This is a genomic window from Pseudomonas sp. RIT-PI-q (assembly GCF_001297125.1).
Taxonomy (GTDB): domain Bacteria; phylum Pseudomonadota; class Gammaproteobacteria; order Pseudomonadales; family Pseudomonadaceae; genus Aquipseudomonas.
On sequence record NZ_LHPC01000056.1, the window covers coordinates 106,834 to 132,945 of the forward strand.

Genomic DNA, 26,112 nt, shown 5'->3' on the forward strand with positions numbered 1-26,112 from the left:
AGACACAGCGCAATTACTGAATCGAAATAATTTTCATCCAGCCCTATCACTTTTGAATTCTCGTCCGGCACCTAGGCAATTGAGAAATATTTCCATTCAGGAGCCGCTGTATGTCCCGTTCGCTAGACACCTTGTTGCGCCCCAGTTTGCTGGCGGTTGCCATTGCCCTTTGCGCCCCTCTGGCCAGCAGTCAGCTGATGGCCGCTGAACAGGCGTCCAGCGTTCGCGCCTACAACTTGCCGGCTGCGCCATTGGCCAGCACCTTGAACCAGATCGCCAGTCAGGCCGGCCTGGCGCTGTCGCTGAATCCGTCGCTGGCAGCGGGCAAAACCTCGGCCCCGGTCAAAGGCCAGTTCGACGCTGCCGGCGCCCTGCGCGAAGCCTTGCGTGGCACCGGTCTGCAACTGGAACAAAGCAATGCTGGCACCTTCAGCCTGGTGGCCGTGCCCGAAGGCGTGATGGCGCTGCCAGCGACCAGCGTGATGGGCGTGGAACAGACTGAAAGCGCATGGGGCCCGGTGGAAGGTTACCTGGCCAAGCGCACTGCTGCTGGCACCAAGACCGACACCGCACTGGTCGAAGTACCGCGTTCGATTTCCGTCGCCACTCGCGAACAGATGGATGATCGCAGCGTGCACAGCCTCGACGACGCCGTGCGCTACATGCCCGGCATCACCGCCAGCAGCTACGGCAGCGACACCCGCGCCGACTGGTTGCGCGTGCGTGGTTTCGAACCGACCCAGTTCCTCGATGGCCTGCCACTGCCTAAAGGCGTGTACGCCAACCCGAAACAGGAAACCTGGAACCTCGACCGCCTCGCCCTGCTGCGCGGTCCGGCCTCGTCCGTGTACGGCCAGACCCCGCCGGGCGGTTTGCTGGACATGGTCAGCCGCCGCCCCAGCGCCGAATCCAGCAATGAAATCCAGGTGCAATACGGCAGCGACAATCACCGTCAGATCAACTTCGCCAGCACCGGCAAGATCGACGACGAAGGTCAGTTCCTCTATGGCTTGAGTGGTGTGGTGCGCGACAGCGGCACGCAAATCGACCACGTCGACAACAAGCGCTACAACATTGCGCCGAGCCTGACCTGGAACATCGACGACGACACAAAATTCACCCTGCTGACCCAGTTCACCCGCGACGATACCGGCATCACCAGCCAGTTCCTGCCGGTGCAAGGCACGAAGATCCATTCGCCGCTCGGCAAGATTTCCCACCACAAGAATCTGGGCGATCCGGATTGGGAATTCTACGATCGCACCTACTACGCGCTGGGCTACGCCTTTGAACATCGTTTGAATGATGTCTGGCAGTTCAAGCAGAACCTGCGCTACACCAAGTCAGACCTGTCGTTCCAGGGCCTTACCCCCGGCGCCTATCCGTTCACTCAGGTCGATGCCGAGGGCAACGTAGGTCGTTCGAGCACCAGTGTTGACGAAGACATCAGCCAGTTTGCCGTGGACAACAACTTCCAGGGCGACTTCGCCACCGGCGACATCCATCACACCCTGTTGATCGGCCTCGATCACCAGCGCACCAATACCAACTACACCTCGATCTTTGGCGACGGTCTGACCACCAACGTCAACAATCCGATTTATGGCCAGCCGATCGTACGTCCGCCACGCTCCGCAGCGTTTTACGACTACGACCAGAAGACTTACCAGACCGGTCTGTACGTGCAGGACCAGATGGCCCTCGACCAATGGCGCCTGACCCTCGGTGGTCGTGAGGATTGGGTCCACACCGGCACCAAGTTCTTCAACAAGGGTGACGCCACCAACACCGAACGAGACAAGAACTTCAGCGGCAACGCGGCGATCAGCTACGTGTTCGACAACGGCATTGTGCCGTACCTGTCGTACGCCGAATCGTTCCAGCCGACCAGCAATGCCACGGCCTCGCCGACCGATTCGCTCAAGCCGACTGAAGGCAAACAGTGGGAACTGGGCGTCAAGTACCAACCGCCCGGCAGCAACACCCTGCTGACCGCCGCGGTTTACGACCTGACGCAGAAAAACGTCTCCGTCACCACCACCAACTCGGACAACGTTTCGATCACCAGCCAGACCGGTGAAGTGAAAGTTAAAGGCCTGGAACTGGAAGCGGTTTCCGACGTGACCGAGAACCTCAAGGTCATCGCCGCTTACACCCTGGCCAAATCCGAAGTTCAAGATGGCACGTTCAAAGGCAATCGCCTGCAACTGATGCCTAACCAACAGGCTTCGCTGTGGACCGATTACACCTGGCACAACGGCGTGCTCGACGGCTTCGGCGTGGGTGCCGGCGTTCGCTACACCGGAAACACCTACGGCGATCAGGCCAACACCGAGCTGGGCAAGGCTGACGCCTACACCGTGTTCGACGCGGCGGTTCATTACGACCTCGGCCGTCTGGACAACAGCCTGAAAGGCGCCTCCCTGGCACTGAACGCTACCAACCTGTTCGACAAGGATTACATCTCCACTTGCGACAGCTTCTATTGCTACTACGGCGACCAACGCAGTGTCGTCGCCAGTGCTACCTACAAGTGGTAATCGCTTGATCTGACACGCTCAATACCCAGGCCGTCCTTCGAGGACGGCTTTGGTATTTCTGAAGGTCTGGAAATGAAAAGTAAAACGATTCGCCGCTGGTCCTTCGTCCACACCTGGACCAGCCTGATCTGTACGGTGTTCCTGCTGATGCTGGCACTGACCGGCCTGCCGTTGATCTTCCATCACGAGATCGACCACCTGCTAGGCGATGCCGCCGAGTTGAAGCAGATGCCGGCGGACACCCCGCAGCTGAATTTGCAGCAATTGGTGCAGGCGGCTGAAAAGCATCGTCCTGGCGAAGTCATGCAGTATTTCGGTTTCGACGAAGACGAGCCCAATGCGGCGATCACCATCATGGCGGCCACCGCCGGCACTGAACCGAATTCGTCACACACCTTCATGCTGGATGCACGCACCGGCGAAGCGCTGGAGATGCCGTCGGCCAATGGCGGTTTCATGATGGTCATGCTGCGCCTGCATGTGGACATGTTCGCCGGGCTGCCGGGTAAATTGCTGCTGGCGTTCATGGGGGTGATGTTTGTCGTGGCGATCATTCCGGGGCCGGTGCTGTACTTGCCGTTCATGCGCCGGTTGAAATTCGCCACCGTGCGCCAGGACAAACCCCCCCGCCTGCGCTGGCTCGACCTGCATAACCTGATCGGCGTGGTGACCCTGACCTGGGCGCTGGTGGTCGGCGTGACCGGTGTCATCAGTGCTTGCGCCGACCTGCTGATCGCGGCGTGGCGCAACGACAGCCTGAGCGTGATGATCGCGCCGTATCGCGACGCGCCACCGCTGATGCAACTGGCGCCTGCGACCCGTTTGCTCGACATCGCCAAGGAAGTCGCACCGGGCATGCAGCCGGACTTCATCGCCTTCCCCGGTACGCGGTTTTCCAGCGAACACCATTACGCGGTGTTCATGAAAGGCAGCACCCACCTGACGTCGCACCTGCTGACACCGGTGCTGATCGACGCCAGCACCCTGCAAGTCCCCGCCGTGGCCGAGCGGCCGTGGTACATGGACGCCATGGGCATGTCGCAGCCGCTGCACTTCGGTGATTACGGCGGCATGCCGATGAAAATCCTCTGGGCGACCCTGGATGTGCTGACCATCATCGTGCTCGGCAGCGGGGTTTATCTGTGGGTGGTGCGGCGCAAAGCCTTGAAGCCCGTGCTCGAAAAAATGGAGATCCCGGCATGAGACCGCGGCAGTCGAACTTCTGGAAAGTCTTCGCCACCCCCACGGTCATCGCCCTGCTCAGTGCCGCGGGATTGTTCGCCGCGTTGCTGGGCGATGGCGTGTGGGATGCCCTGAGCTGGCTAGGCCTTGGCGTCCCTGCCTTCCTCGCCCTGCGCGGCCTGCTGCAACGCCACTAAGAATCTGTAGCCGCCGCGCTCGGCTCTGTAGCAGCTGTCGAGCCTGCGAGGCTGCCCTCGCCTCTGTAGCAGCTGTCGAGCCTGCGAGGCTGCGTTCGGCTGCGCAGCAGTCGTAAAACCTGCAACCGTGTTCTTTCAGGAAAACCGCGTCCGCCGGATCACGACTGCTGCGCAGCCGAACGCAGCCTCGCAGGCTCGACAGCTGCTACAGGATGAGCGCGCCTCGACGTCGGTTGCCTGGCCCTGCATGTGCCTATTGAGCTAGCGCATCAACGCGCTATGCTGCGCAACACCGCCACCGACCGAGACGTCGCCATGTCCGCTCCGAGCATGACCCTTTACCACAACCCGCTCTCACCCTTCGTTCGCAAAGTCATGGTGCTGTTGCACGAAACTGGTCAGCAAGACCGCGTGGCCCTGCAAAACTGCGTGCTGACGCCGGTCGACCCGGACCTGGCCCTGATCGACGACAACCCGCTGAGCAAGATCCCCGCCCTGCGCCTGGCCGATGGCAACGTCATCCATGACAGCCGGGTGATCCTCGATTACCTCGACCACCAGCACGTCGGCAACCCACTGATTCCCCGCGAAGGTTCCGCCCGCTGGCGCCGCATGACCCTGGCCTCGATGGCCGACGGGATCATGGACGCGGCAGTGCTGACGCGTTACGAAGTCGCCCTGCGCGCCCCGGAAAAACACTGGGACGCATGGCTCGACGGCCAGCGCGACAAGATCCGCCGTGCCCTGGCGCTGCTGGAAAAAGATGCGATTGCCGAGCTGACCAGCCATTTCGACGTGGCGGCGATCAGTGTCGCGTGTGCGTTGGGTTACCTGGATTTGCGCCACCCGGATCTGGAATGGCGCGAGGCGAATCCGCAATTGGCGGCCTGGTATTTTGAGGTGAGTCAGCGGCCTTCGATGTTGGCGACGATGCCTAAGCTCTAGATTTTCGCTGACTGTTCCGGCCCCATCGCGGGCAAGCCCGCTCCCACAAGGCTAGCGCCGTACCTGTGGGAGCGGGCTTGCCCGCGATGGCACCACCGAGGTTCGACTGGCAGTAACTGGACAATCCGCGTCACCAATATCTCGCCCCAGCGCTGATCCTCGCGCAACCCCAACGACCGGCTCATTCCACCGCCCCGATATCAAACGCCAGCGGCTTGGCCGCTTTCCGCCCGATCCCGTACCAATCCAGCTTCCGTGTCAGCACCATAAACACGCCCAATAACCCAAACAGCAACAACGAGCCCATCAGCAGCGCGTAGTCCTCGGCACTCAACAAGCCATAAAGCAAGCCATACAACGCTGCCAACCCCGCCGAAAAACTCAAGCCGTGACGCACGCTGCGCAGCACATGGCAGACATAAAAACCGATCAGCACCACACAACCGCTCGCCGACAACAGATACGCCAGTGCAAAACCAATGTGCTCGGACAACGACAGCAACAGCAGGTAGAAGAACGCCAACGCTACACCTACCAGTGCATATTGCACCGGATGCACGGCAAGGCTTTTGAGCACTTCGAAGAGGAAGAAGCCGGCGAAGGTCAGGACGATGAACAGCAACGCGTATTTGATCGCACGGTCGCTTTTCAGGTACTGGTCCACCGGGTCAATGAAACTCACGCCGAAGCCGCGACGGCTGAACGCTTCGCACCCTCCCCCGGACACGCAGTTGCTCAACGCTTCTTGCAGGTTGGTGGAAAAAAACGAGGTCTGCCAATTAGCGCTGAAACCCTGATCGGTCACCTCACGCTGGGCCGGCAGGTAGTTGCCGATGAAGCTCGGATGTGGCCAATTGGCTGCTAGCGATACCTTGCTGGTCTTGCCCACCGGCAGAATCTGTAACTGGCCGGTGCCTTGCAGGCGCAGGTCAAAACCGAACGCCAGTTCCGTGGCTTGCTTCGCATCCAAGGACGGCAGCGTTACATGCACGCCCTCCCCCAGCCAACCCACTTGGCTACCGGGGACGAAGTCCAGACTCTGGCCGTTGAGTTCGAGTTTAAGCGCGTTCTCAATGCCGCGAATATCGCTGATGCCTACTGCCAGGAACGGCTGGTCGAACTGGTAATCGGCGAAATCTTCCTTGATGCCCAACTGCGCCGGCAGCGAAAAATGGCCGCTGATGCGGTTGTCGGCGTGGAACAGCCGCGCCTGATAAATGCCTCGGGAACGCAGCTCGGTCTGCACTTGGCCATCGAGTTCGAAACGCTCCGGCAGGAAGAACAAGCGGCCGCGTTCTTCGCCGACCTCCTGATAACGCACGTTGGTTTTTTCGTTGGTCTTCCAGGTACGCACGACTTTACGGTACGGCACCACCATCAGCGGCCCGCTCACTTGCTGGCTGTAACTGGAGCTGCGGGCGATGTCTTCGAGCACACCGTCACGCAGTTGCTGGCGATCCTGGATGATGCCGTTGATCATCAAGAGCGGGATCAGCAACAACAGAATCAGAAGGGCAATCGCCCCGAGTTTTAGGGTCAGGCTGCGGTTCATGGGACTCTCCCTGTTTGGATGGGGAGAGTCTGGATTGGGTGTGTGAGGGATTTATGGGGGGAATGTGGAGAGTGTGTGGAGACTGGCCCGGCCCCTGTGGGAGCGAGCCTGCTCGCGAATGCGCCGCCTCGGTCCTAAGCCAGGCGCAATATAACTTCCACCCCGCCATCGACATTGCCGATGCTCATCGCACCGCCATGCAACTTAACCACTTCCTCAACAAAATTAAGGCCAAGCCCCGTACTTTTGCGCCCACTGTCCGGTCTCGGCAGCGAATAGAAACGCTCGCTCAATCGCGGCAACGCATAGTCAGGAATCGTCTCAGCTTCGTTGAACAGTTTGAACTCGATGTGCTCCCCGACCCTGGCGGCGCTGAATCGCAACACGCCTCCGACGGGGGTGAAATCCAACGCATTTTCCAGCAGATTACCCAGTGCCTGACGCAACAAAAACGGCTCGCCGAGCAGGTTCAACTCCGGCGCAATCCGCTGTTCAACCCGAAGCTGTTTGCCTTCAATCCGCGCCGCCTGAGCACTCAACAATTCGTCCACCAAAGCGGCCAACGGCACCGATACCCGTTCCTCCAACCCTTGCCGCTGCTCAACCTGCGCCAGGTTCAACAACCGCTCGATCAACTGCTGCATCCGCGCACTTTCGCTGTCGATGTTGCTGACGAAACGCTGCTGCTGGGCCAACGGCATCTCACCCTGGAGCAATTCCGCCGCACCGCGAATCGCCGCCAGCGGGCTTTTCAATTCATGGGTCAGCGTGTGCACATAACGCTCGACGTAGGCCTTGCCTTCGAGCTGCGTACGCATCTGCTCCACCGCCGTCGCCAGTTGCTCCAGTTCACCACCTCGATAATGCGGCACCTCGACCCGACGGCCTTCACTCACTGCCTGCGCATAGGCAGTCAATCGCCGTAACGCCCGGCTCAACCACCAGGACAACAGCGCGCCGAACAGCAGACCGAGACCGATCAACCCGGCGCCATAAACCAGCAAGCGTCGTTCGGTACGGTCGACGTAAGGCTGCAATGAGCTGTTGGGTTGGGCCACGGTGACCACGCCGATGATCTGCCCGTTGTCGCGAATCGGTGCGCCGACGTGCATCACTGAGGAGTTCGGATCATCAGGATTGCTGCGGCTGGAGCGGGCGCCGTATTCACCGCGCAAGGTCAGGTAAACGTCGTTCCAGCGCGAGTAATCCTGGCCCACCGCGGCACCGCTGGAGTCCAGTACGACGATGCCCTTGGCGTCCGTGACATAAATCCGGTGGTTGACCTGATTCTTCGGCAAGCCCCAGATGCTCGCCGCCGGTTGCCGTTCACCGTAGGCCTTGAGCAGTTCCGGCCAGCGGTTGTGATTGAGGCTGCCGGCCTTGAAATCATCGCGCAGGATCTCGGCCATCAGGTTGGCGGTATCGACCAGGGTTTCTTCGGTGGACTGGCGCACACCAGGGCGGATTTCTTCCATCACGGTGTTGAGCACGAAGTAACCGGTCAGGCCGATAAACAGCACATAGACCAGAAAAATCCGGATCCCCAGCGGCATCAGCTGTGCCCCGGGTTGTAGCTGTAACCGAGGCCGCGATGGGTCTGGATCGGTTCGGCGTCAGCCTTCACCAAACGCAATTTGGCGCGCACGCTCTTGATGTGGCTGTCGATGCTGCGCTCGTATCCCGCATCGGCGGCCACACCCAGCGCATCGAGCAATTGCTCGCGGCTGAAGACGCGTTCAGGTTGCTCCAGCAGGCATTGCAGCAGACGGAATTCATGGCGGGTCAGGCTCAACGGCTGATTGCGATAGCTGATCTGCACCCGCTCACTGTCGATACGAAACAGCATCGGTGAGGTTTCAGCTACCGCGCGCGGCGCCACGCGCTTGAGAATCGCCCGGACCCGCGCTGCCACTTCCCGAGGGCTGAACGGCTTGACCACGTAATCGTCGGCGCCGATCTCCAGCCCCACCACCCGGTCGATTTCCGCATCGCGGGCACTGAGAAAAATCACCGGCACTTCGCTGAAACGACGCAATTGCTTGCAGGTTTCGAAGCCGCTGATGTCCGGCAGGCCGATGTCGAGAATGATCAAGTCGGCTGGCGTCTGCCGCTGCTGCTCAAGCGCCGCCGCACCAAGGCTCACCCACGTGGTGGTAAACCCCTCGCCCTGCAAGGCGAAAATCAGGGTGTCGGCAATCGCCGCTTCGTCTTCGACTATCAGGATATGAGGCATGGCGTCCGAGCCCGGAAGTTGGGTGGGCGAACGGTGACTCAAGCCTCACACCCCGTCAATCAGCAGTCGGGTTTGTCGGCCGTGAAACGCCGTGCCGGATTCACCGCCGCGCCGAATTCACGCAAAGCTTTGGCGCCGATCAACAAAGGGTAGTTGAAGCTACTACGGTCAGTCAGATTGACCTCCACCGTGCGTTTGACATTACCCAGGCACAGTTCCAGATCGACCACCGGGCGCTTGGTGGGTGCGATCTTTTCCTCATCATCTTCGTCTTCTTCTGAGCGAGTCTTGATCTTGCTGATCCGCGCGACCTTGTGTTCGTAGACCTTGTTGCTGGCGTCTTTGGTGGCGAGGCGGAAACGCACCCACTCGTCCCCGTCGCGGGTGAAGGTCTCGATGTCTTTGGCCGACAGCGACGCGGTCAGGGCGCCGGTGTCCATTTTGGCCTTGAGGACTTCGCCGCCGATTTCCGGCAGCGCGATGTATTCGTAGCGCCCGTACAGAGTCGGCTCAGCGGCCAGGACCGGCAGGGCCACGAGGGAAAGCAGTGCAAGGAGGGATTTCACGTATTGGGCTTCCTTGGGGAATTAGGGCGTCGATCGCGGGATTTTAGACCGTCAGTCAGCAATTCGTTCGTTCTGAAATCGAATCGCGGGCAAGCCCGCTCCCACAGGTTGCGCACAAAACCTGTGGGAGCTGACTTGCCCGCGAAGAGGCCGGAACAGACACCAAAGCAAGCTGACCTTTACAACATTGACCCAGCATACCGCTGCCAAAGTGAAACATTCGTCACCACCGATTTGGCCTGCCGCCCGAAGCTGCTTATCATTGCGCGCCCAAAAGCTTTCAAGAGTTACTTATGCGCCGCCTGCTCACCGGCTGTTTCGTCACCCTGCTGCTGTTGCTCAACACCCTGGTCCTGTTCGGTCCGCTGATGGTGTTTGCCGTGCTCAAACTGATCCTGCCCGGGCGCTTTCGCGATGATGCCTCATGGGCGGTGATGTGGATCGCCGAGACCTGGGCCGAAATCGACAAGCTGATTTTCCGACTGTGCATCCCCACCCAATGGGACATTCGTGGCGGCGACGACCTGCGCCGCGATACCTCCTACCTGGTCATCAGCAACCACCAATCCTGGGTCGATATCCCGGCGTTGATCCAGACGCTGAACCGGCGCACGCCGTTTTTCAAATTCTTCCTCAAGAAAGAGCTGATCTGGGTGCCGCTCCTGGGCCTGGCGTGGTGGGCGCTGGACTACCCGTTCATGAAGCGCTACACCAAGGCGTTCCTGGCGAAAAACCCGGAGCTTGCCGGCAAGGATCTGGAGATCACCAAACAAGCCTGCGAGCTGTTCAAGCGCCAGCCGGTGACGGTGGTCAATTATCTGGAAGGCACCCGGTTCACGGCGGCGAAAAGCGTCCAGCAGCAGTCACCGTTCACCCACCTGCTCAAGCCCAAGGCGGGTGGTGTGGCGTTTGTGCTGGCGGCGATGGGCGAACAGCTGGACGCCATTCTCGATGTGACGGTGGTGTATCCGCAGCAGAAAATCCCGGGGTTCTGGGATTTGCTCAGCGGCAACGTGCCGAGGATCATCATCGACATCAAGACCCGCGACCTCGACCCGGCGCTGTGGCAGGGCGATTACGAGAACGATCCGCTGTTTCGCGAAAGCATCCAGAACTGGGTCAACCAGCTCTGGATCGAAAAAGACCAGCGCATCGACGCCTTGCGCGCCGAGCGCCGCTGAATCAACTACCGGTGCCGGCGCCCCAGATCCCGCCCAGGCTTTCCAGCAATGGACCGCCGACGCCCTGCTGGCCGAGGTATTGCAGAATCACCGGGGCAAACTGGCCGACCATGCCGCTGTCCATGCCCAGTGCGCTGAAGGCGCTGTTCAGGTCATTGGTGTTTTTCACGTTGCCCAAGGCGTTTTCCAGGCCTGCCGATTTACCGGACGAACCGAGCAAGCCGCTGAGAGCGCCCAGTTCACCGCCGCCCGAGAGTTTATCGATCCCCGGCACGCTTTTGGCCAGCTCCGAGTAGTCGGTAGAACTCAACTGATTCTTCGCCAACCCCAGCATCGCGCCAGTACCGCCAACGGCTTGTTGCGGTGTCACGTTCAATTGGCTCAGCGCACTCAACAAGCCGGCCGTCTGCGAAGTCGGCGCGGCCGCTGCGGCGGCGTTATCGCCCTTCATGCCGGAGATGGCATTAGCCGCATCGTTCAGGCTGAACTGAGCAAAGACCGGGCTGGCTGCCAGACTCATCAGCGAAGCCAGTGCAAAACCGCGTGAAATCTTCATCGAGACAACCTCTTCAAGGCATATACCGCCCACCCATGGGCGGCGAAAAACTGTGTGTTGGACTGGTAACCCCCAACATTGTTCCCACCCTCCCTGTAGGAGCGAGCTTGCTCGCGATGGACGTCAACGAAAACGCGTGCGTGCTGAGTTTACGCGGCGCTCTCAGGTCCATCGCGAGCAAGCTCGCTCCTACAGAAAAAAAGAATTCCCTGCGCTGCATCCAGTCGGGTCCCGGCCACGTATATCAAGCACGGACAGACACTCCTGGCCGATTCTCCCCACACAGGATCAACACCATGAAACGCACTTCGATCAAAACACCGTTGATGGCCAGCCTGCTGACCCTGGCCCTTGGCGGCGCATTCGCCCTGAACACCGTGCAAGCGGCCAGCATGGGCCACGACAGTGTCACGGTCGGCGGCCAAAGCATGCTGCCAAGCAAGGACATCATCGATAACGCCGTGAACTCCGCCGACCACACCACCCTGGTGGCAGCCGTGAAAGCGGCCGGCCTGGTCGACACCCTCAAGGGCAAAGGCCCGTTCACTGTGTTCGCCCCGGTCAACTCGGCGTTCACCGCCCTGCCCGCCGGCACTGTCGACACCCTGCTCAAACCGGAAAACAAAGCCACCCTGAGCAAAATCCTTACCTACCACGTGGTCGCCGGCAAACTAGACATGATGACCCTGGCCGAGAAGATCAAGGCCGGTGGCGGCAAGACCGAACTTACCACCGTCGCGGGCGGCAAGTTGTGGGCGATGATGAACGGCCCGCACAACATCACCATCAAGGATGAAAAAGGTGACGTCGCCGACATCACAACCTACGACGTCTACCAGTCCAACGGTGTGATCCAGGTCATCGACAAAGTCTTGATGCCAAAAAGCTGAGCCGTGCCGCCGACCCTGCGCATCAGGGTCGGCGGTTTCTCCTGAGGTGTCCACCCGTGAATGGAACAACCCCACGCCGTGAACTAACCTCTGCCTGCAACCGACATCGCACGCTGCGCACCTCGACTGTTTGGAGAACCGCTATTTCCATCACCGACGCCGATCAGCTCAGGCAGCTTCTCGCCCAGTGCTCACTGGGCGACCGCCGCGCTTTCGAGACGCTTTACCGCAGCGTCGGCCCGCGCTTGCACGGCGTAGCGCTGCGCTTCATGGGGCGTCCCGACCTGGCTGAAGAGGTGTTGCAGGAAAGCTTCGTGCGCATCTGGAACAACGCCTCGCGCTACGAAGCGCACTTGTCGGCGCCGCTGACCTGGATGATCAACATCACGCGTAATCAAGCCATCGACCAGTTGCGCAAACACCGTGACCGGCCGTTAAGCGATGTCGAAGAGCAAGCGCTGGTGGACGAAAGCCCATCGGCCCACGAACAATTGAGCAGTGCCCGCGACGCCAGCGCCTTGAATCGCTGCCTGGAAAGCCTTGAAGGCATGCAGCGTCAATCGATCACCGTCGCGTACTTTCAGGGGCTGTCGTGCGCTGAACTGGCCGAACATCTGGCTGCGCCGCTGGGCTCGGTGAAGTCCTGGATCCGCCGCGGCATGGAACGCCTGCGCAGGTGCCTGGAATCATGAACTATCAAACCCCGACCCTACGCCGCGCCCTCGCCGCCGACTACGCCATTGGCCTGATGCCGGCTGCCGCGCGCCGACGTTTCGAGCAGTTGTTGCTGGAGGACGCGGCACTGCGCGCGGAACTGGCGCACTGGCAGGAAAGCCTGACCACTTTGACCGAAGCACTGCCCGAGCAGCCGGTGCCGGATCGCGTCTGGCAAGGCATTACGGCGCGGATCGAACCGCAAGTGCTGCATGTGCCTGCAAGGCGTCCGTTCTGGAACTGGATGCGGGTGACGGCGGCGGTTTGCTCGCTGGTGGTCGCCGTGACGTTGGGTGTTATCTACAACCGCGACAGTGCGCGATACAGCGCCACGTTGCTGGCGGCAAACGCGCAGCCTGCAATGAAGGTCGAGGCGCATGAGGATTATTTGAACGTCGAACCGCTGACCCTCGCCACCATCGAGCCAGGACAGAGCCTGGAGTTGTGGGCGATTCCGGCGGATGGCAAACCGATTTCCCTCGGGGTGATTCCGCCTGACGGTAAGGGTCGCGTAGAACTGAGCGACGCGCAAAAAGCACTGATCGGTAAGCCGATTGCCTTGGCAGTCAGCCTTGAACCGAAGGGTGGCTCGCCAACCGGGCAACCGACGGGCCCGGTGCTATATCAAGGAGCACTAGCGGCGCTGTAACCCGTGGCTTGAGTGGATCCCTGTAGGAGCTGGCTCGCCAGCGAAGGTCGTCAACGATAACGCGTGTACCTTGGAAAAACGCGGCGCCTTCGAGTCATTCGCCGGCAAGCCAGCTCCTACAAAGTGCCACTATCACTTCTGCTAGTAGGCAACTCTGGCTGATTGCGCCACAGTGAAACCCTGAATCGATGGCCTCTTCAGGGAGATCAGCCCCATGCAGATCGACAGCAAAGCCTTGCTCTGCCGCTACCGCTACGACGCACTCAATCGGCTGGTCGCGAACACGCCCTTGGCGCAGGCCGATAGCCAGCGTTTCTATCTGAAAGATCGTCTGACCACTGAGGTTCAAGGCGCCGAGCAGCGGTCGATCATGCAGCACGACGATCAACTGCTGGCGCAGCAACAGCGTCAGAGCGGCACCGTGGAAACGCGCTTGCTCGCCACTGATCAGCAACGTTCGGTGTTGAACGTGCTCGCCGCGGTGCGGCGTAATCCTCTTGCCTATACGCCCTATGGTCATCGCCCTTCACAAAGCGGACTACTCAGCCTGCTCGGTTTCAATGGTGAACGGCCGGATCCGGTGACGGGGTGTTATTTGTTGGGGAATGGGTATAGGGCGTTTAACCCAGTGTTGATGCGGTTTAACAGCCCGGACAGTTGGAGTCCGTTTGGGGAAGGTGGTTTGAATGCGTACGCGTATTGCGTGGAGGACCCAATTAACTTTGTTGATCCTACAGGGCATATGTTTGGATTAAAGTCATTTTTTGGCGTTAGAAACACAACAATTCCAACCACCGCTAAACCTCCAGTGCCTCATGGCAAGATGACGAACGTCACGAGACTCGCCGAGGATGCCTATACTTTTGAAACAACGCACAAAGGTGGTTCTAGACTTACAATTATGGCTCACGGCAGCGAACCCTCGCCAGGAAACATCATTGTTGACGAGCGACTCTGGAACGCAGGAACAATATTAAAAAATATTGATGTCAAGCCCTATGATCGTGTCCGCATACTAGCCTGTCATTCTGACACAATAGGTGCCGAAATAGCGCTGAGGACGGGAAAAGAGGTGAAAGCCTACATAGGTAAAGTTTATGTAGATATACCACATGATACAGCGGAGAATTTTTATAACCTATATAGATCCGACCCGAAGCAACTATCAAAAATTGAACAATCAGCTGCCATTATTCGAAAACAAAAATTACAGGGTGAAGAGTTTAATTACCAACCGGTAAAATTCACACCCTAAATCGCACCACGGCAACGGACAGCCCCGCACTTATGCGATCAATCAGCAAACTTCTTTGGCACGCCAACCAGGCTTCCCCAACTGCTACGGATCGCGTTGTGACGCAAGCTCAAACCCTATCAGTTCTGCTAGTAGGCAACCCTGGCTGATTGGGCCACAGTGAAACCCTGAATCGATGACCTCTTCAGGGAGATCAGCCCCATGCAGATCGACAGCAAAGCCTTGCTCTGCCGCTACCGCTACGACGCACTCAATCGGCTGGTCGCGAACACGCCCTCAGCGCAGGTCGATACCCAGCGTTTCTATCTGAGAGATCGCCTGGCCACCGAGATTCAAGGTGCCGAGCAGCGTTCGATCATGCAGCACGACGATCAACTGCTGGCGCAGCAACAGCGTCAGAGCGGCACCGTGGAGACGCGCGTGCTCGCCACTGATCAGCAACGTTCAGTGTTGAATGTACTCGCCGCAGCGCAGCGCATTCCTCTTGCCTACACAGCCTATGGTCACCGCCCTCCGCAAAGCGGATTACTCAGCCTGCTCGGTTTCAACGGCGAACGGCCGGATCCCTTAACTGGGCACTATTTGTTGGGCAATGGTTATCGGGCGTTTAACCCGGTATTGATGCGGTTTAACAGCCCGGACAGTTGGAGTCCGTTTGGGGAGGGTGGGTTGAATGCGTATGTGTATTGCATTGGGGACCCAGTTAATCGGGATGATCCAACGGGACATTGGGGATCTAAAAGTCTTGGAAATTGGTTACACCGCAGATCTCCAAGAGTACCTCGTACCCCTTCTACCCATACTGAAGCTCCACGTCAGGCAGGCCTGCCCCCCCCAACTCCACCAGAAAATATGGATACTGAAAGGCGATTACCTCCGTACAGTGAGGTGGCCGATCCGCACTCACGCCAATTTACTGAACAGCAAAGTACGTCATCTTTCAGCAGCAATAGGCCTCCGCCTTATTTCGAACAACCTCCGTCTATTCCTCATACAACGCCTGCATCCCTCATATCGGTACGCCTACGACTGGAGAGTCAACTGAGTGATCTTCAATCTCAACTGGACGGATTAGGCTCAACAGCATCTGCCACTCAAACGGCAGAACTAGCAACGCAGATTGGATATGTTCAGGGGAGAATAGACGAACTTCCACCGCCCTACAGCGAAAATCAAAATATACGACAAGGTTCGTTTCGGTGAGTGTGGAGTTCACCAACACTCAGTAACCGCGGTCCTACAGTTTTATCAGCCATATGAATACGATCCCCCATGATCGCCTGCATCCAGCATCAGTTGTCGGATGTACTTTAATCACCGGCGTTTGACCGGATTGCGTTGAGACTAAAGCTCAAACCCTATCAGTTCTGCTAGTAGGCAACCCTGGCCGATTGCGTCACAGTGAAACCCTGAATCGATGGCCTCTTCAGGGAGATCAGCCCCATGCAGATCGACAGCAAAACCTTGCTCTGCCGCTACCGCTACGACGCACTCAATCGGCTGGTCGCAAACACGCCCTCAGCGCAGGTCGATACCCAGCGTTTCTATCTGAGAGATCGCCTGGCCACCGAGATTAAAGGCACCGAGCAGCGTTCGATCATGCAACACGACGATCATCTGTTGGCGCAGCAACAGCGCCAGAGCGGCACCGTGGAAACGCGCTTGCTCGCCACTGATCAGCAACGTTCAGTGTTGAATGTACTCGCCGCAGCGCAGCGCATTCCTCTTGCCTACACAGCCTATGGTCACCGACCTCCGCAAAGCGGATTACTCAGCCTGCTCGGTTTCAATGGTGAACGGCCGGATGGGGTGACAGGGTGTTATTTGTTGGGGAATGGCTATCGGGCGTTTAACCCGGTGTCGATGCGGTTTAACAGTCCGGACAGTTGGAGTCCGTTTGGGAAGGGTGGGTTGAATGCATATGCGTATTGTGTCGGGGATCCGGTGAACCGGATGGATCCGACAGGACATATTGGAAATCCCTTTAGGGGGGGCTTACATATTAAAAATCCCTTTAAGGGAGTCTTAAATTTACTAGGGCGTACTCCAAGCAGGGTTCGCGCCGAGCAGGCTAATTCTGCTGCAGCGCAAAGTCAGGCAAACACACAAACTTCGTTACCTGGGGTATCCACCGATGCTCCACCACCCTACACACAAAGCCAAACGCAGCTAGATAGCTTCGAACTCCCCCCACCTTACTCCCGGAGAAGCGATGTAGAATTCTCGCCTACTCGATCAATTAGTGAACCCAACTTGAGCCCACCACCACTGTACTCGGGCAACCAACTCCCAGTGATCAGCCAACATCGACAGACTATTCTGCAACGTAAAATTAATCTCGCAACTGCCCATTTACAACGAATAGATGAGAACACTCGAAACCTTGTATCGATGTCTCCAGTATTGCAAGAAACAATTAACTCACTGACACGCAACATAAATAACTACAGGAGCGAACTTGGCCAACCCCCGCTTTATCGCAGAAACCAAGAATTAAGAGACTCCTTATAAAAACAGTCGTAAAAAAGGGCGACATCAAGTCGCCCTCTTCTTTTACTTAAAGCCCTTACGCCGCACTAAACAACTTATGCGGATCAATCACAAACTTCTTCGGCACGCCCGCGTCGAACTCGCCATAACCCTGTGGTGCCTGATCCAGGCTGATCACCTGAACACCCACCACTTCGGCGATGTTGATACGGTCCCACATAATCGCCTGCATCAGTTGGCGGTTGTACTTCATCACTGGCGTCTGCCCCGTGTGGAAGCTGTGGGATTTAGCCCAGCCCAGACCGAAGCGGATGCTCAGGCTGCCCATTTTCGCGGCGGCATCCACAGCACCTGGATCTTCTGTCACGTAGAGGCCCGGAATACCGATTTTGCCGGCAACGCGTACCACGCCCATCAGCGAGTTGAGCACGGTGGCCGGGGCTTCGTGTTTCACGCCGTCATGGCCGTGACCGCGTGCTTCGAAGCCTACGGCGTCGACGGCGCAATCCACTTCCGGTTCTCCCAGCAGTGCAGCGATTTGTTCGTGCAACGGAGTGTCCAGCGACAGGTCGGCGATTTCGAAACCCTGGGCCTTGGCGTGTGCCAGGCGGACGGTGTTGACGTCGCCGATGATGACCACTGCCGCGCCCAGCAAGCGAGCGGAAGCGGCGGCGGCGAGGCCGACCGGGCCGGCGCCTGCGATGTACACGGTGCTGCCCGGGCCTACGCCGGCGGTCACTGCGCCGTGATAACCGGTGGGCAGGATGTCGGAGAGGCAGGTCAGGTCACGGATTTTCTCCATGGCGCGATCGCGATCCGGCAGCTTCAACAGGTTGAAGTCGGCATACGGCACCATCGCGTATTCAGCCTGACCGCCGGTCCAGTCGCCCATGTCGACGTAACCGTAGGCACCGCCCGGACGCGCCGGGTTAACGCTGAGGCAGACACCGGTATGCATTTCCTTGCAGGAACGGCAGCGCCCGCACGCCACGTTGAACGGTACGGACACCAGATCGCCGATCTGCAGGTTCTCGACGTCGCTGCCCTTTTCGATCACTTCACCGGTGATTTCGTGGCCCAGCACCAGACCGGTTTGAGCGGTGGTACGACCGCGCACCATGTGCTGATCGGAACCACAGATGTTGGTGGAAACTACGCGCAGGATGACAGCGTGATTAATCTTCCTGCCACGCGGGTCCTGCATTTTCGGATACTCGATATTTTGTACTTCGACCTTGCCAGCGCCGAGATACACCACACCACGATTGCCAGACATGCTTTCACCTCGCTGTTGTTTTTATGTAGCGGTCGCGTCGCCCAGGATCGGCGGCGCGTTGATTGCTCGGGTTATTGCCTGTGTCTTTTTGCGTTGTCTGTCAGGGCCTCTTCGCGGGCAAGCCTCGCTCCTACAGGATTGGGGCTGTCCCCGTTATCGCGTCCAACCCGCCCCTGTAGGAGCGAGGCTTGCCCGCGAAGGCGATCTACAGAACGACGGTGCGATTGGCGTTCAAAAACACCCGTCGTTCGATGTGATATCCAACGGCGCGCGCCAACGTCAGCCCTTCGATATCCCGCCCCTTGGCGATCAAATCTTCCGGGTAATGACTGTGGTCCACGACCTCTACGCCCTGGGCGATGATCGGGCCTTCGTCCAGGTCGTTGTTGATGTAGTGCGCCGTCGCGCCAACCAGTTTCACTCCCTTGTTGTACGCCTGGTGATAGGGCTTGGCGCCCTTGAAACCCGGCAGCAGGGAGTGGTGGATGTTGATCGCCTTGCCGTCGAGTTTGCGGCACAGCTCTGGCGACAGAACCTGCATGTAGCGGGCGAGAATCACCAGTTCGGCGCCGGACTCTTCAATCACCTGCAAAACCTGACGCTCTTGCGACGGTTTGTCGTTCGGGTCCAGGGGAAAATGGTAGTACGGAATCTGGTGCCAGTCGGCCAGCGGTTTGAGGTCCGGGTGATTCGAGACCACGGCGGCCACGTCCATCGACAACTGGCCGATGCGCTGGCGGTAGAGCAAATCGTTGAGGCAGTGATCGGCCTTGGAGACCATGATCACCACTTTCGGCCGGTAATTCGGCGCGGTCAGTTCGAAGATCATGCCGAAATGGGCACCGCGCTCTTCAAGCCCTGCGCGGAAGGCTTGTTCGTTGAAACCGTCAGGTTGGCGGAATTCCACGCGAATGAAGAAACGGCCCGAGAGTCGGTCATCGAAGGAGTGGTGCTCGGTGACGTAGCAGCCCTGCTCGAACAGAAAGCGGGTCACCGCGTCCACGGTGCCGAGGACGCTTGGGCAGTCGGCGGTCAGAATCCATGTGTCTGGGGCGCGGCTCATAGTGCGGTGACTCCTGAGAGATCGGTAAACGACGCTACCTCTGTAGGAGCGAGCTTGCTCGCGATGGACGTCAACGAAAACGCGTGATGCCTGGGTTAACGCGTCGTCCTCGAGTCCATCGCGAGCAAGCTCGCTCCTACAGGTGAGCGGTTGTGATCAAGCCTGAACGCTCAGGCCGTATTCAGCGGCTGCATCCTGCAACCACAACCACCAGTAATCCGAGAAGCTGCGACGAATCAGCAGTTCCCAGGTGTCTTCAGCGGTATGACGAATCACCAGTTGCGACTTGGCGAACACCGTGCCGACCGCCTTGCCCACCGGGAAGCTGTTCGGATGGACGTCGTAGCTGGTGGATTTCATCAGCACCTGGCGCACGTTCGGGCCGCTCAGTTCGAGGATCTGTTGGCCGCCGCTGACGTTGGTGATCGCGATGTGCAGGTCGCCCAGCGCTTCACGGAGTTTTTGCTCGGCGGCGAATTCTTCACCGGTCGGCACGATCAGCAACCATTCATCCGGCCCCATCCATTGCAGGCTGGTTTCACCTTTGATGACGACCGTCAGCGCTGCCGGCAATTCGATGCCGAGAGCCTTGTGCACGCCAGCGGCGAAGGCGGCATCGTGGCCATCACCACGGATGGTCAGGTGGCCGAGAAGTTTTTTCTCGCGCACGGTCACGCCGGCGCTTTTGCGACCCTTGCCCACTAGGCTGGCGAGGTCGGCGTGATGCAGCGACGACTCGGCCTTGGCCCCGGTGGTTGGGCGTTGTTGGTAAACATTGGCTGCGGTCATAAAGCACCTTTCCTGAAATTCTTGCATCTCACCTGTAGGAGCGAGCCTGCTCGCGATGAAGGCCAACGATAACGCGTGCTTTCTGGTTTAACGCGTTGCTCTCTAGTCCTTCGCGAGCAAGCTCGCTCCTACAGGGGTTGTGGTGTCAGATGTTCTGGCGATCGCCTTTCGGATCGAAGAACACCGAAGAAACGATTTCCGCTTCGATCACGCTACCGTCCGCCAGTGGCGCAAACACGCGCTCGCCGATGCGCTTCAAGCCGCCCTTGACCACACCCATGGCAAACGAATAACCGAGGGAGTTGTGCAAGTAGCTGGAGGTGACGTGACCGACCATGGTCATCGGGATCGCCTGCTTGGTGTTGAACACCAGTTGCGCACCTTCCGGCAGCCATTTAGTCGGATCGATCGGCTTCAGGCCCACCAACTGTTTACGTTGATCACGCACGCAGTCTTCGCGGTTCATGCCACGCTGGCCGATCCACGAGAACGGTTTGGTGCGACCGACACACCAGCCCATGTTCAAGTCGTCCGGGGTCATCGAGCCGTCAGTGTCCTGACCAACGATGATGAAACCCTTCTCGGCCCGCAGGACGTGCATGGTTTCAGTGCCGTACGGCGTCAGGTTGTATTGCTTGCCGGCCTCGACGATTTTCTCGAGCACGCCCATCGCATAGTCGGCCTGCACGTTGACTTCGTACGACAGTTCACCGGTAAACGAAATCCGGAACACCCGCGCCGGCACACCGCCGACCAGACCTTCTTTCCAGGTCATGAACGGGAACGCTTCGTTGCTCAGATCAATGTCGGTGACCTGGCTGAGCAGCTTGCGGCTGTTCGGTCCGGACAGGGTCATGGTTGCCCAGTGGTCAGTCACGGAGGTGAAGTACACCTTCAGGTCTGGCCATTCGGTCTGGTGGTAGATTTCCAGCCATTGCAGTACGCGTGCTGCGCCGCCCGTGGTGGTGGTCATCACGAAATGGTTGTCGGCCAGACAGGCTGTTACGCCGTCGTCGAAGACCATGCCGTCTTCTTTGCACATCAGGCCGTAACGCGCCTTGCCCACATCGAGCTTGGTCCAGGCGTTGGTGTAGATGCGGTTGAGGAACTCGCGCGAGTCCGGGCCCTGGATGTCGATCTTGCCCAGGGTCGACGCGTCCAGCAGGCCGACGCTGTCGCGCACGGCTTTGCATTCGCGCTTCACGGCGGCGTGCAGGTCTTCACCGTTTTTCGGGAAGTACCAAGGACGCTTCCACTGACCGACGTCTTCAAACTCGGCACCGTTCTTCACGTGCCAGTGATGCAGCGCGGTGTGACGGACCGGCTCGAAGATGTGCCCACAGTGACGGCCGGCCACGGCGCCGAAAGTCACCGGCGTGTAGTTCGGGCGGAACATGGTGGTGCCCATCTGCGGGATGGTCACGTTCAGCGAACGGGCGGCGATGGCCAGGCCGTTGACGTTGCCGAGTTTGCCCTGGTCCGTACCGAAGCCCAGTGCGGTGTAGCGTTTGACGTGCTCGACCGACTCGAAGCCTTCGCGGGTCGCCAGTTCGATGGCGGCCGCGGTGACGTCGTTTTGCAGGTCGACGAATTGCTTTGGCGCACGTGCGGTGTTCTTTTCGTGCGGCACCTGGAACAGCGCCAGGGTCGGCTCTTCGAGACGGCTCAGGGCTTTCGGCAAGGTGCCTTCGACCACGCTGAAACCGGCTTCGCTGGCTGCGCGAGCGCCGCCTTCAAAACCATCGGCCAGGGAATCGCCAAGACCATAGACGCCGTTGATGCCCCCGACGCACACGCGTTTCTGCGGTGCTTCGCCCGGTACGAAACCGAGGAGGTCTTCACGCCGGATCGGCTTGCCGCCCGGGTGGGACGCCAGGGGAACCACCGGGCTGTAACCGCCGGAACTGGCCACCAGGTCGCATTCGAGCCATTCGCCAGGACTGGTCACGGCGTGCGCTTTGACATCGATCGCGGCAACGCGGGCGGCGGTCCCGGGCTTGCTGCCCCCGGCCGCGCTCCCCGCGCCGCCGGGGAGGATGCGGCTGCCTTTGGCGCGCGCCTCCTCCACCCAAGCACCGCGCGGATTGCTGCGGGCGGCGGCGATGGCCCCGACTTGCAGGCTGGCATCGAGCCAATCCAGGGCAACGCGGTAGGCGTGGTCGTTGTTGGTCGACAGCACCAGTTTTTTGCCCGGTGCCACGCCGTAACGACGAACGTAAGTCGAGACAGCGCCGGCGAGCATGTTGCCCGGCACGTCGTTGTTGCCGTAAACCAGTGGACGCTCGTGCGTGCCGGTCGCCAGCACTACGCGCTTGGCGCGAACCCGGTGGATGCGTTGACGCACCTGGCCAATCGGGGCGCGGTCGCCGAGGTGATCGGTCAGGCGCTCGTGAATGGTCAGGAAGTTATGGTCGTGGTAACCGTTGACCGTGGCGCGCGGCAACAGCAGCACGTCAGGGGTGTCTTTGAGTTCAGCGATCACGCTGGCGACCCACTCGGCCGCAGGCTTGCCGTCGAGGCTTTCGCGGGAGTCGAGCAGGCTGCCGCCGAACTCTTCCTGCTCATCAGCGAGAATCACGCGTGCACCGCTGCGCGCGGCCGCCAATGCAGCGGCCAGGCCAGCAGGGCCGCCGCCGACGATCAGCACGTCGCAGTGCTGGTTCATGTAATCGTAAGTGTCCGGATCGTTCTCGGTCGGCGAGCGGCCAAGGCCGGCAGCCTTACGGATGTACTTCTCGTAGGTCATCCAGAACGATTGCGGGTACATGAAGGTTTTGTAGTAGAAGCCCGGCGGCATCAGCTTGCCGCCGACCTTGCCGAGAATCCCCATCATGTCGTTGTTCACGCTCGGCCAGCCGTTGGTGCTGGTGGCGACGAGGCCTTGGTACAACGCTTGTTGCGTAGCGCGTACGTTGGGGATTTGCGTGGCTTCGGTCGCGCCGATTTGCAGCACGGCATTCGGCTCTTCGGCACCGGCGGCGAAGATGCCGCGCGGACGGGAATATTTGAAGCTGCGACCGATGATGTCGACGCCGTTGGCCAGCAGGGCTGCGGCCAGGGAGTCGCCTTCAAAGCCTTTGTAGACCTGGCCGTTGAAGGTGAAGCTCAGCACTTTGTTGCGGTCGATCCGTCCGCCGTTGGACAGGCGATTGATCTGGCTCATACCTTCTCTCCCAGAGCCGTGGCGGCCGCTTTCGGGCTGTCGGTCTTGTCGGTGAATTGTGGCTTGGTGCCGATCTTGTAGGTCTCGAGAATCTCGTAGGTCACGGTGTCGCGGGTGGCGTTGAAATACTGGCGGCAACCGGCGACGTGATCCCACAGTTCGTGGTGCAGACCGCGAGGGTTATCGCGGAAGAACATGTAGTCGCCCCACTCCTCGTCGGTGCAGGTGGTCGGATCCAGTGGACGCGGGATGTGCGCCTGGCCGGATGCGTGGAATTCCTCTTCGGAGCGCAGTTCGCCGCAGTGAGGACAGAAGATATGCAACATGGGGATTTCTCCTGTTAGTGGGCAACCGCAGCAGCGCCGTGTTCATCGATCAACGCACCGTTGTGGAAACGGTCGATGGAGAAAGGTGCGGCCAATGGGTGCATTTCACCCTTGGCCAGGCTCGCGGCAAATACGTTGCCCGAGCCAGGTGTTGCCTTGAAGCCACCGGTGCCCCAACCGCAGTTGAAGAACATGTTCGGAACCGGGGTTTTCGAGATGATCGGGCACGCATCCGGCGTGGTGTCGACGATGCCGCCCCACTGCCGGTTCATGCGTACGCGGGACAACACCGGGAACATCTCGACGATGGCCTGGATGGTGTGTTCGATCACCGGGTACGAACCACGCTGGCCATAGCCGTTGTAGCCGTCGATACCGGCGCCGATCACCAGGTCGCCCTTGTCGGACTGGCTGATGTAACCGTGTACGGCGTTGGACATGATCACGCTGTCGATAATCGGCTTGATCGGCTCGGACACCAGCGCTTGCAGCGGGTGGGATTCGATCGGCAGACGGAAACCGGCGAGCTTGGCCATGTGCCCGGAGTTACCCGCAGTGACCACACCGACGCGCTTGGCGCCGATGAAGCCCTTGTTGGTTTCAACGCCGATGCACACACCGTTTTCCTTGCGGAAACCGATCACTTCGGTCTGTTGGATCAGGTCCACGCCGAGTGCGTCAGCGGCACGGGCAAAGCCCCACGCCACGGCATCGTGACGAGCGACGCCGCCGCGACGCTGGACGGTGGCGCCCATTACCGGGTAGCGCGTGTTCTTCGAGCAGTCGAGGTACGGAATCTCGTCGGCCACTTGTTTGGCATCGAGCAGTTCGCCGTCGACGCCGTTGAGGCGGTTGGCGCTGACCCGACGTTCGGAATCACGAATGTCCTGCAGGGTGTGGCACAGGTTGTAGACGCCGCGCTGGGAGAACATCACGTTGTAGTTCAGGTCCTGGGACAGGCCTTCCCACAATTTCATCGCGTGTTCGTACAGGTGCGCCGACTCGTCCCACAGGTAGTTGGAGCGAACGATGGTGGTGTTGCGCGCGGTGTTACCGCCGCCCAGCCAGCCTTTCTCGACCACGGCCACGTTGGTGATGCCGTGCTCCTTGGCCAGGTAGTAGGCGGTCGCCAGACCATGCCCGCCACCGCCGACGATGACCACGTCGTAGACCTTTTTAGGGGTCGGCGTGCGCCACATTTTCTGCCAGTTTTCGTGATGGCTGAGGGAGTGTTTGAAGAGGCCGAAGCCCGAATAGCGTTGCATAGTCATTTACTCCAAAACCGCGCTCAGCGATAAACCGGGAAGTCCGCGCACAGGGCTGCCACTTGCTGTGCAACATTGGCCTCGACATCGGCATCGCCGAGGTTGTCGAGGATGTCGCAGATCCAGCCGGCCAGCGTGACGCACTGGGTCACCTTGAAGCCGCGAGTGGTTACCGCCGGGGTGCCGATACGCAGGCCGGAGGTCACGAACGGCGACTGTGGATCGTTCGGGACAGCGTTCTTGTTCACGGTGATGTGGGCGCGACCGAGTGCTGCGTCCGCCTCTTTGCCGGTGAGGCCCTGACGGATCAGGCTGACCAGGAACAGATGGTTGTCGGTGCCGCCGGACACTACATCGTAGCCGCGTTTGATAAATACGCCGGCCATGGCCTGGGCGTTGTCGATCACTTGTTGCTGATAGACCTTGAAGCCTGGCTCCAGCGCTTCCTTGAAGCACACCGCTTTACCGGCGATCACGTGCATCAGCGGGCCGCCCTGTGCACCGGGGAATACCGCGGCGTTGAGCTTTTTCTCGATCTCTTCGTTGGACTTGGCCAGGATCAACCCGCCACGCGGACCGCGCAGGGTCTTGTGGGTGGTGGTGGTGACCACGTCAGCGTACGGTAGCGGATTCGGATACAGACCGGCGGCGACCAGGCCGGCAACGTGGGCCATGTCGACGAACAGCAGCGCGCCGACCTTGTCGGCAATCTGCCGGAAGCGCGGGAAGTCGAGGGTCTTGGAGTAAGCCGAGAACCCGGCGACGATCATTTTCGGCTGGCACTCGACGGCCAGACGTTCGACTTCGTCGTAGTCGATCAAACCGGTCTTGGTGTCGATGCCGTACTGCACAGCGTTGTAGAGCTTGCCCGAGGACGACACTTTGGCGCCGTGGGTCAGGTGGCCGCCGTGGGCCAGGCTCATGCCGAGAATGGTATCGCCCGGCTGGATCAGGGCCAGGTAAACGGCGCTGTTGGCGGAAGAACCGGAGTGCGGCTGGACGTTGGCGTAATCGGCGCCGAACAGTTGCTTGGCGCGTTCGATGGCCAGGGCTTCAACCTTGTCGACGTGCTCGCAGCCACCGTAGTAGCGCTTGCCCGGATAGCCTTCGGCGTATTTGTTGGTCAGGCCGCTGCCTTGCGCTTCCATGACGCGTTTGCTGGTGTAGTTCTCTGACGCGATCAGCTCGATGTGATCTTCCTGGCGTTGCTCCTCGGCATTCATCGCCGCCAGCAGTGCATCGTCGTAACCCTTGATCTGGTCTTGCTTGCTGAACATCGC

The 26,112-nt window shown here is 59.7% G+C and carries 23 protein-coding genes; 11 read left to right on the top strand and 12 right to left on the bottom strand.

Features of this window, described 5'->3' with window-relative positions:
- Nucleotides 1–110 precede the first annotated feature (110 nt).
- From AEQ67_RS30315 to AEQ67_RS30330, 4 genes are all read left to right on the top strand, one after another.
- Nucleotides 111–2,540, top strand: a complete 2,430-nt coding sequence (locus tag AEQ67_RS30315) for a TonB-dependent siderophore receptor (protein ID WP_059407433.1) — start codon at nt 111–113, stop codon at nt 2,538–2,540.
- Nucleotides 2,541–2,612: 72 nt separating this feature from the next.
- On the top strand, nt 2,613–3,743 hold the full coding sequence (locus AEQ67_RS30320) for a PepSY-associated TM helix domain-containing protein (protein WP_059407434.1): 1,131 nt from the start codon (nt 2,613–2,615) through the stop codon (nt 3,741–3,743).
- Nucleotides 3,740–3,919, top strand: coding sequence for a hypothetical protein (locus tag AEQ67_RS30325; RefSeq protein ID WP_059407435.1), 180 nt, complete (start codon nt 3,740–3,742; stop codon nt 3,917–3,919). The genes AEQ67_RS30320 and AEQ67_RS30325 overlap by 4 nt, the downstream gene beginning before the upstream one ends.
- A gap of 315 nt (nt 3,920–4,234) precedes the next feature.
- Nucleotides 4,235–4,864, top strand: a complete 630-nt coding sequence (locus tag AEQ67_RS30330; RefSeq protein WP_059407496.1) for a glutathione S-transferase — start codon at nt 4,235–4,237, stop codon at nt 4,862–4,864.
- A gap of 181 nt (nt 4,865–5,045) precedes the next feature.
- Here AEQ67_RS30330 and creD read toward each other — a convergent pair whose 3' ends face one another.
- The 4 genes from creD to rloA2 all read right to left on the bottom strand — a co-directional run bounded on the left by creD (nt 5,046) and on the right by rloA2 (nt 9,215).
- Entirely contained in the window at nt 5,046–6,416 is a 1,371-nt protein-coding gene (gene creD / locus AEQ67_RS30335; protein ID WP_059407436.1) for a cell envelope integrity protein CreD, read from the bottom strand.
- A 134-nt stretch (nt 6,417–6,550) separates the two neighbouring features.
- On the bottom strand, nt 6,551–7,969 hold the full coding sequence (creC, locus tag AEQ67_RS30340) for a two-component system sensor histidine kinase CreC (protein WP_059407437.1): 1,419 nt from the start codon (nt 7,967–7,969) through the stop codon (nt 6,551–6,553).
- The gene (gene creB, locus AEQ67_RS30345) at nt 7,969–8,649 is read right to left on the bottom strand and encodes a two-component system response regulator CreB (protein ID WP_059407438.1); all 681 of its coding nucleotides are present in this window, start codon (nt 8,647–8,649) and stop codon (nt 7,969–7,971) included. The genes creC and creB overlap by 1 nt, the downstream gene beginning before the upstream one ends.
- 59 nt (nt 8,650–8,708) lie before the next feature.
- Entirely contained in the window at nt 8,709–9,215 is a 507-nt protein-coding gene (gene rloA2, locus AEQ67_RS30350) for a retropepsin-like aspartic peptidase RloA2 (protein WP_059407439.1), read from the bottom strand.
- Between the two features lie 293 nt (nt 9,216–9,508).
- Between rloA2 and AEQ67_RS30355 the strand changes: the two genes are divergently transcribed.
- Complete coding sequence (locus tag AEQ67_RS30355; RefSeq protein WP_059407440.1) at nt 9,509–10,396, top strand: acyltransferase; 888 nt, start codon at nt 9,509–9,511, stop codon at nt 10,394–10,396.
- A 1-nt stretch (nt 10,397) separates the two neighbouring features.
- On the opposite strand, the gene AEQ67_RS30360 is transcribed toward AEQ67_RS30355, so the two are convergent.
- Nucleotides 10,398–10,952, bottom strand: coding sequence for a DUF2780 domain-containing protein (locus tag AEQ67_RS30360; RefSeq protein WP_059407441.1), 555 nt, complete (start codon nt 10,950–10,952; stop codon nt 10,398–10,400).
- 296 nt (nt 10,953–11,248) lie between these two features.
- Here AEQ67_RS30360 and AEQ67_RS30365 point away from each other — a divergent pair, with 296 nt between their 5' ends.
- From AEQ67_RS30365 to AEQ67_RS34470, 6 genes are all read left to right on the top strand, one after another.
- A complete protein-coding gene (locus tag AEQ67_RS30365; RefSeq protein WP_082377996.1) occupies nt 11,249–11,842 on the top strand; it encodes a fasciclin domain-containing protein in 594 nt (197 codons plus the stop codon).
- Nucleotides 11,843–11,898: 56 nt separating this feature from the next.
- Nucleotides 11,899–12,534 (top strand): sigma-70 family RNA polymerase sigma factor, encoded by a 636-nt coding sequence (locus AEQ67_RS30370; protein ID WP_059407442.1) that lies wholly within the window; start codon nt 11,899–11,901, stop codon nt 12,532–12,534.
- On the top strand, nt 12,531–13,205 hold the full coding sequence (locus AEQ67_RS30375) for an anti-sigma factor (RefSeq protein WP_059407443.1): 675 nt from the start codon (nt 12,531–12,533) through the stop codon (nt 13,203–13,205). The genes AEQ67_RS30370 and AEQ67_RS30375 overlap by 4 nt, the downstream gene beginning before the upstream one ends.
- Nucleotides 13,206–13,419: 214 nt before the next feature.
- The gene (locus tag AEQ67_RS34460; protein WP_082377997.1) at nt 13,420–14,460 is read left to right on the top strand and encodes an RHS repeat-associated core domain-containing protein; all 1,041 of its coding nucleotides are present in this window, start codon (nt 13,420–13,422) and stop codon (nt 14,458–14,460) included.
- A 201-nt stretch (nt 14,461–14,661) separates the two neighbouring features.
- Nucleotides 14,662–15,663 (top strand): RHS repeat-associated core domain-containing protein, encoded by a 1,002-nt coding sequence (locus AEQ67_RS34465; RefSeq protein ID WP_082377998.1) that lies wholly within the window; start codon nt 14,662–14,664, stop codon nt 15,661–15,663.
- A gap of 240 nt (nt 15,664–15,903) precedes the next feature.
- Nucleotides 15,904–16,971, top strand: a complete 1,068-nt coding sequence (locus tag AEQ67_RS34470; protein WP_082377999.1) for an RHS repeat-associated core domain-containing protein — start codon at nt 15,904–15,906, stop codon at nt 16,969–16,971.
- 55 nt (nt 16,972–17,026) lie between these two features.
- Here AEQ67_RS34470 and fdhA read toward each other — a convergent pair whose 3' ends face one another.
- The 7 genes from fdhA to glyA all read right to left on the bottom strand — a co-directional run bounded on the left by fdhA (nt 17,027) and on the right by glyA (nt 26,109).
- On the bottom strand, nt 17,027–18,226 hold the full coding sequence (gene fdhA, locus AEQ67_RS30390; protein WP_059407445.1) for a formaldehyde dehydrogenase, glutathione-independent: 1,200 nt from the start codon (nt 18,224–18,226) through the stop codon (nt 17,027–17,029).
- A 205-nt stretch (nt 18,227–18,431) separates the two neighbouring features.
- Nucleotides 18,432–19,289, bottom strand: coding sequence for a formyltetrahydrofolate deformylase (gene purU / locus AEQ67_RS30395; protein ID WP_059407446.1), 858 nt, complete (start codon nt 19,287–19,289; stop codon nt 18,432–18,434).
- Between the two features lie 156 nt (nt 19,290–19,445).
- Nucleotides 19,446–20,078, bottom strand: a complete 633-nt coding sequence (locus AEQ67_RS30400; protein WP_059407447.1) for a sarcosine oxidase subunit gamma — start codon at nt 20,076–20,078, stop codon at nt 19,446–19,448.
- A 145-nt stretch (nt 20,079–20,223) separates the two neighbouring features.
- Complete coding sequence (locus tag AEQ67_RS30405; RefSeq protein WP_059407448.1) at nt 20,224–23,241, bottom strand: sarcosine oxidase subunit alpha; 3,018 nt, start codon at nt 23,239–23,241, stop codon at nt 20,224–20,226.
- A complete protein-coding gene (locus tag AEQ67_RS30410) occupies nt 23,238–23,567 on the bottom strand; it encodes a sarcosine oxidase subunit delta (protein ID WP_059407449.1) in 330 nt (109 codons plus the stop codon). Before AEQ67_RS30410 ends, AEQ67_RS30405 begins: the two co-directional genes overlap by 4 nt.
- 14 nt (nt 23,568–23,581) lie before the next feature.
- Entirely contained in the window at nt 23,582–24,832 is a 1,251-nt protein-coding gene (locus tag AEQ67_RS30415; protein WP_007947735.1) for a sarcosine oxidase subunit beta, read from the bottom strand.
- A gap of 23 nt (nt 24,833–24,855) precedes the next feature.
- Nucleotides 24,856–26,109 (bottom strand): serine hydroxymethyltransferase, encoded by a 1,254-nt coding sequence (glyA, locus tag AEQ67_RS30420; RefSeq protein WP_059407450.1) that lies wholly within the window; start codon nt 26,107–26,109, stop codon nt 24,856–24,858.
- Nucleotides 26,110–26,112: the final 3 nt, after the last annotated feature.

What these genes read in the sequence shown, in the direction of transcription:
- AEQ67_RS34460 (WP_082377997.1), top strand. Translation starts at nt 13,420, where the DNA reads ATGCAGATCGACAGCAAAGCCTTGCTCTGCCGCTACCGCTACGACGCA.
- AEQ67_RS30330 (WP_059407496.1), top strand. Translation starts at nt 4,235, where the DNA reads ATGTCCGCTCCGAGCATGACCCTTTACCACAACCCGCTCTCACCCTTC.
- AEQ67_RS30415 (WP_007947735.1), bottom strand. Translation starts at nt 24,832, where the DNA reads ATGCAACGCTATTCGGGCTTCGGCCTCTTCAAACACTCCCTCAGCCAT.
- AEQ67_RS34465 (WP_082377998.1), top strand. Translation starts at nt 14,662, where the DNA reads ATGCAGATCGACAGCAAAGCCTTGCTCTGCCGCTACCGCTACGACGCA.
- AEQ67_RS30320 (WP_059407434.1), top strand. Translation starts at nt 2,613, where the DNA reads ATGAAAAGTAAAACGATTCGCCGCTGGTCCTTCGTCCACACCTGGACC.
- creB (WP_059407438.1), bottom strand. Translation starts at nt 8,649, where the DNA reads ATGCCTCATATCCTGATAGTCGAAGACGAAGCGGCGATTGCCGACACC.
- AEQ67_RS30315 (WP_059407433.1), top strand. Translation starts at nt 111, where the DNA reads ATGTCCCGTTCGCTAGACACCTTGTTGCGCCCCAGTTTGCTGGCGGTT.
- purU (WP_059407446.1), bottom strand. Translation starts at nt 19,289, where the DNA reads ATGAGCCGCGCCCCAGACACATGGATTCTGACCGCCGACTGCCCAAGC.
- AEQ67_RS30400 (WP_059407447.1), bottom strand. Translation starts at nt 20,078, where the DNA reads ATGACCGCAGCCAATGTTTACCAACAACGCCCAACCACCGGGGCCAAG.
- AEQ67_RS34470 (WP_082377999.1), top strand. Translation starts at nt 15,904, where the DNA reads ATGCAGATCGACAGCAAAACCTTGCTCTGCCGCTACCGCTACGACGCA.
- glyA (WP_059407450.1), bottom strand. Translation starts at nt 26,109, where the DNA reads ATGTTCAGCAAGCAAGACCAGATCAAGGGTTACGACGATGCACTGCTG.
- AEQ67_RS30410 (WP_059407449.1), bottom strand. Translation starts at nt 23,567, where the DNA reads ATGTTGCATATCTTCTGTCCTCACTGCGGCGAACTGCGCTCCGAAGAG.
- AEQ67_RS30325 (WP_059407435.1), top strand. Translation starts at nt 3,740, where the DNA reads ATGAGACCGCGGCAGTCGAACTTCTGGAAAGTCTTCGCCACCCCCACG.
- AEQ67_RS30365 (WP_082377996.1), top strand. Translation starts at nt 11,249, where the DNA reads ATGAAACGCACTTCGATCAAAACACCGTTGATGGCCAGCCTGCTGACC.
- AEQ67_RS30375 (WP_059407443.1), top strand. Translation starts at nt 12,531, where the DNA reads ATGAACTATCAAACCCCGACCCTACGCCGCGCCCTCGCCGCCGACTAC.
- creD (WP_059407436.1), bottom strand. Translation starts at nt 6,416, where the DNA reads ATGAACCGCAGCCTGACCCTAAAACTCGGGGCGATTGCCCTTCTGATT.
- creC (WP_059407437.1), bottom strand. Translation starts at nt 7,969, where the DNA reads ATGCCGCTGGGGATCCGGATTTTTCTGGTCTATGTGCTGTTTATCGGC.
- AEQ67_RS30360 (WP_059407441.1), bottom strand. Translation starts at nt 10,952, where the DNA reads ATGAAGATTTCACGCGGTTTTGCACTGGCTTCGCTGATGAGTCTGGCA.
- AEQ67_RS30355 (WP_059407440.1), top strand. Translation starts at nt 9,509, where the DNA reads ATGCGCCGCCTGCTCACCGGCTGTTTCGTCACCCTGCTGCTGTTGCTC.
- fdhA (WP_059407445.1), bottom strand. Translation starts at nt 18,226, where the DNA reads ATGTCTGGCAATCGTGGTGTGGTGTATCTCGGCGCTGGCAAGGTCGAA.
- AEQ67_RS30405 (WP_059407448.1), bottom strand. Translation starts at nt 23,241, where the DNA reads ATGAGCCAGATCAATCGCCTGTCCAACGGCGGACGGATCGACCGCAAC.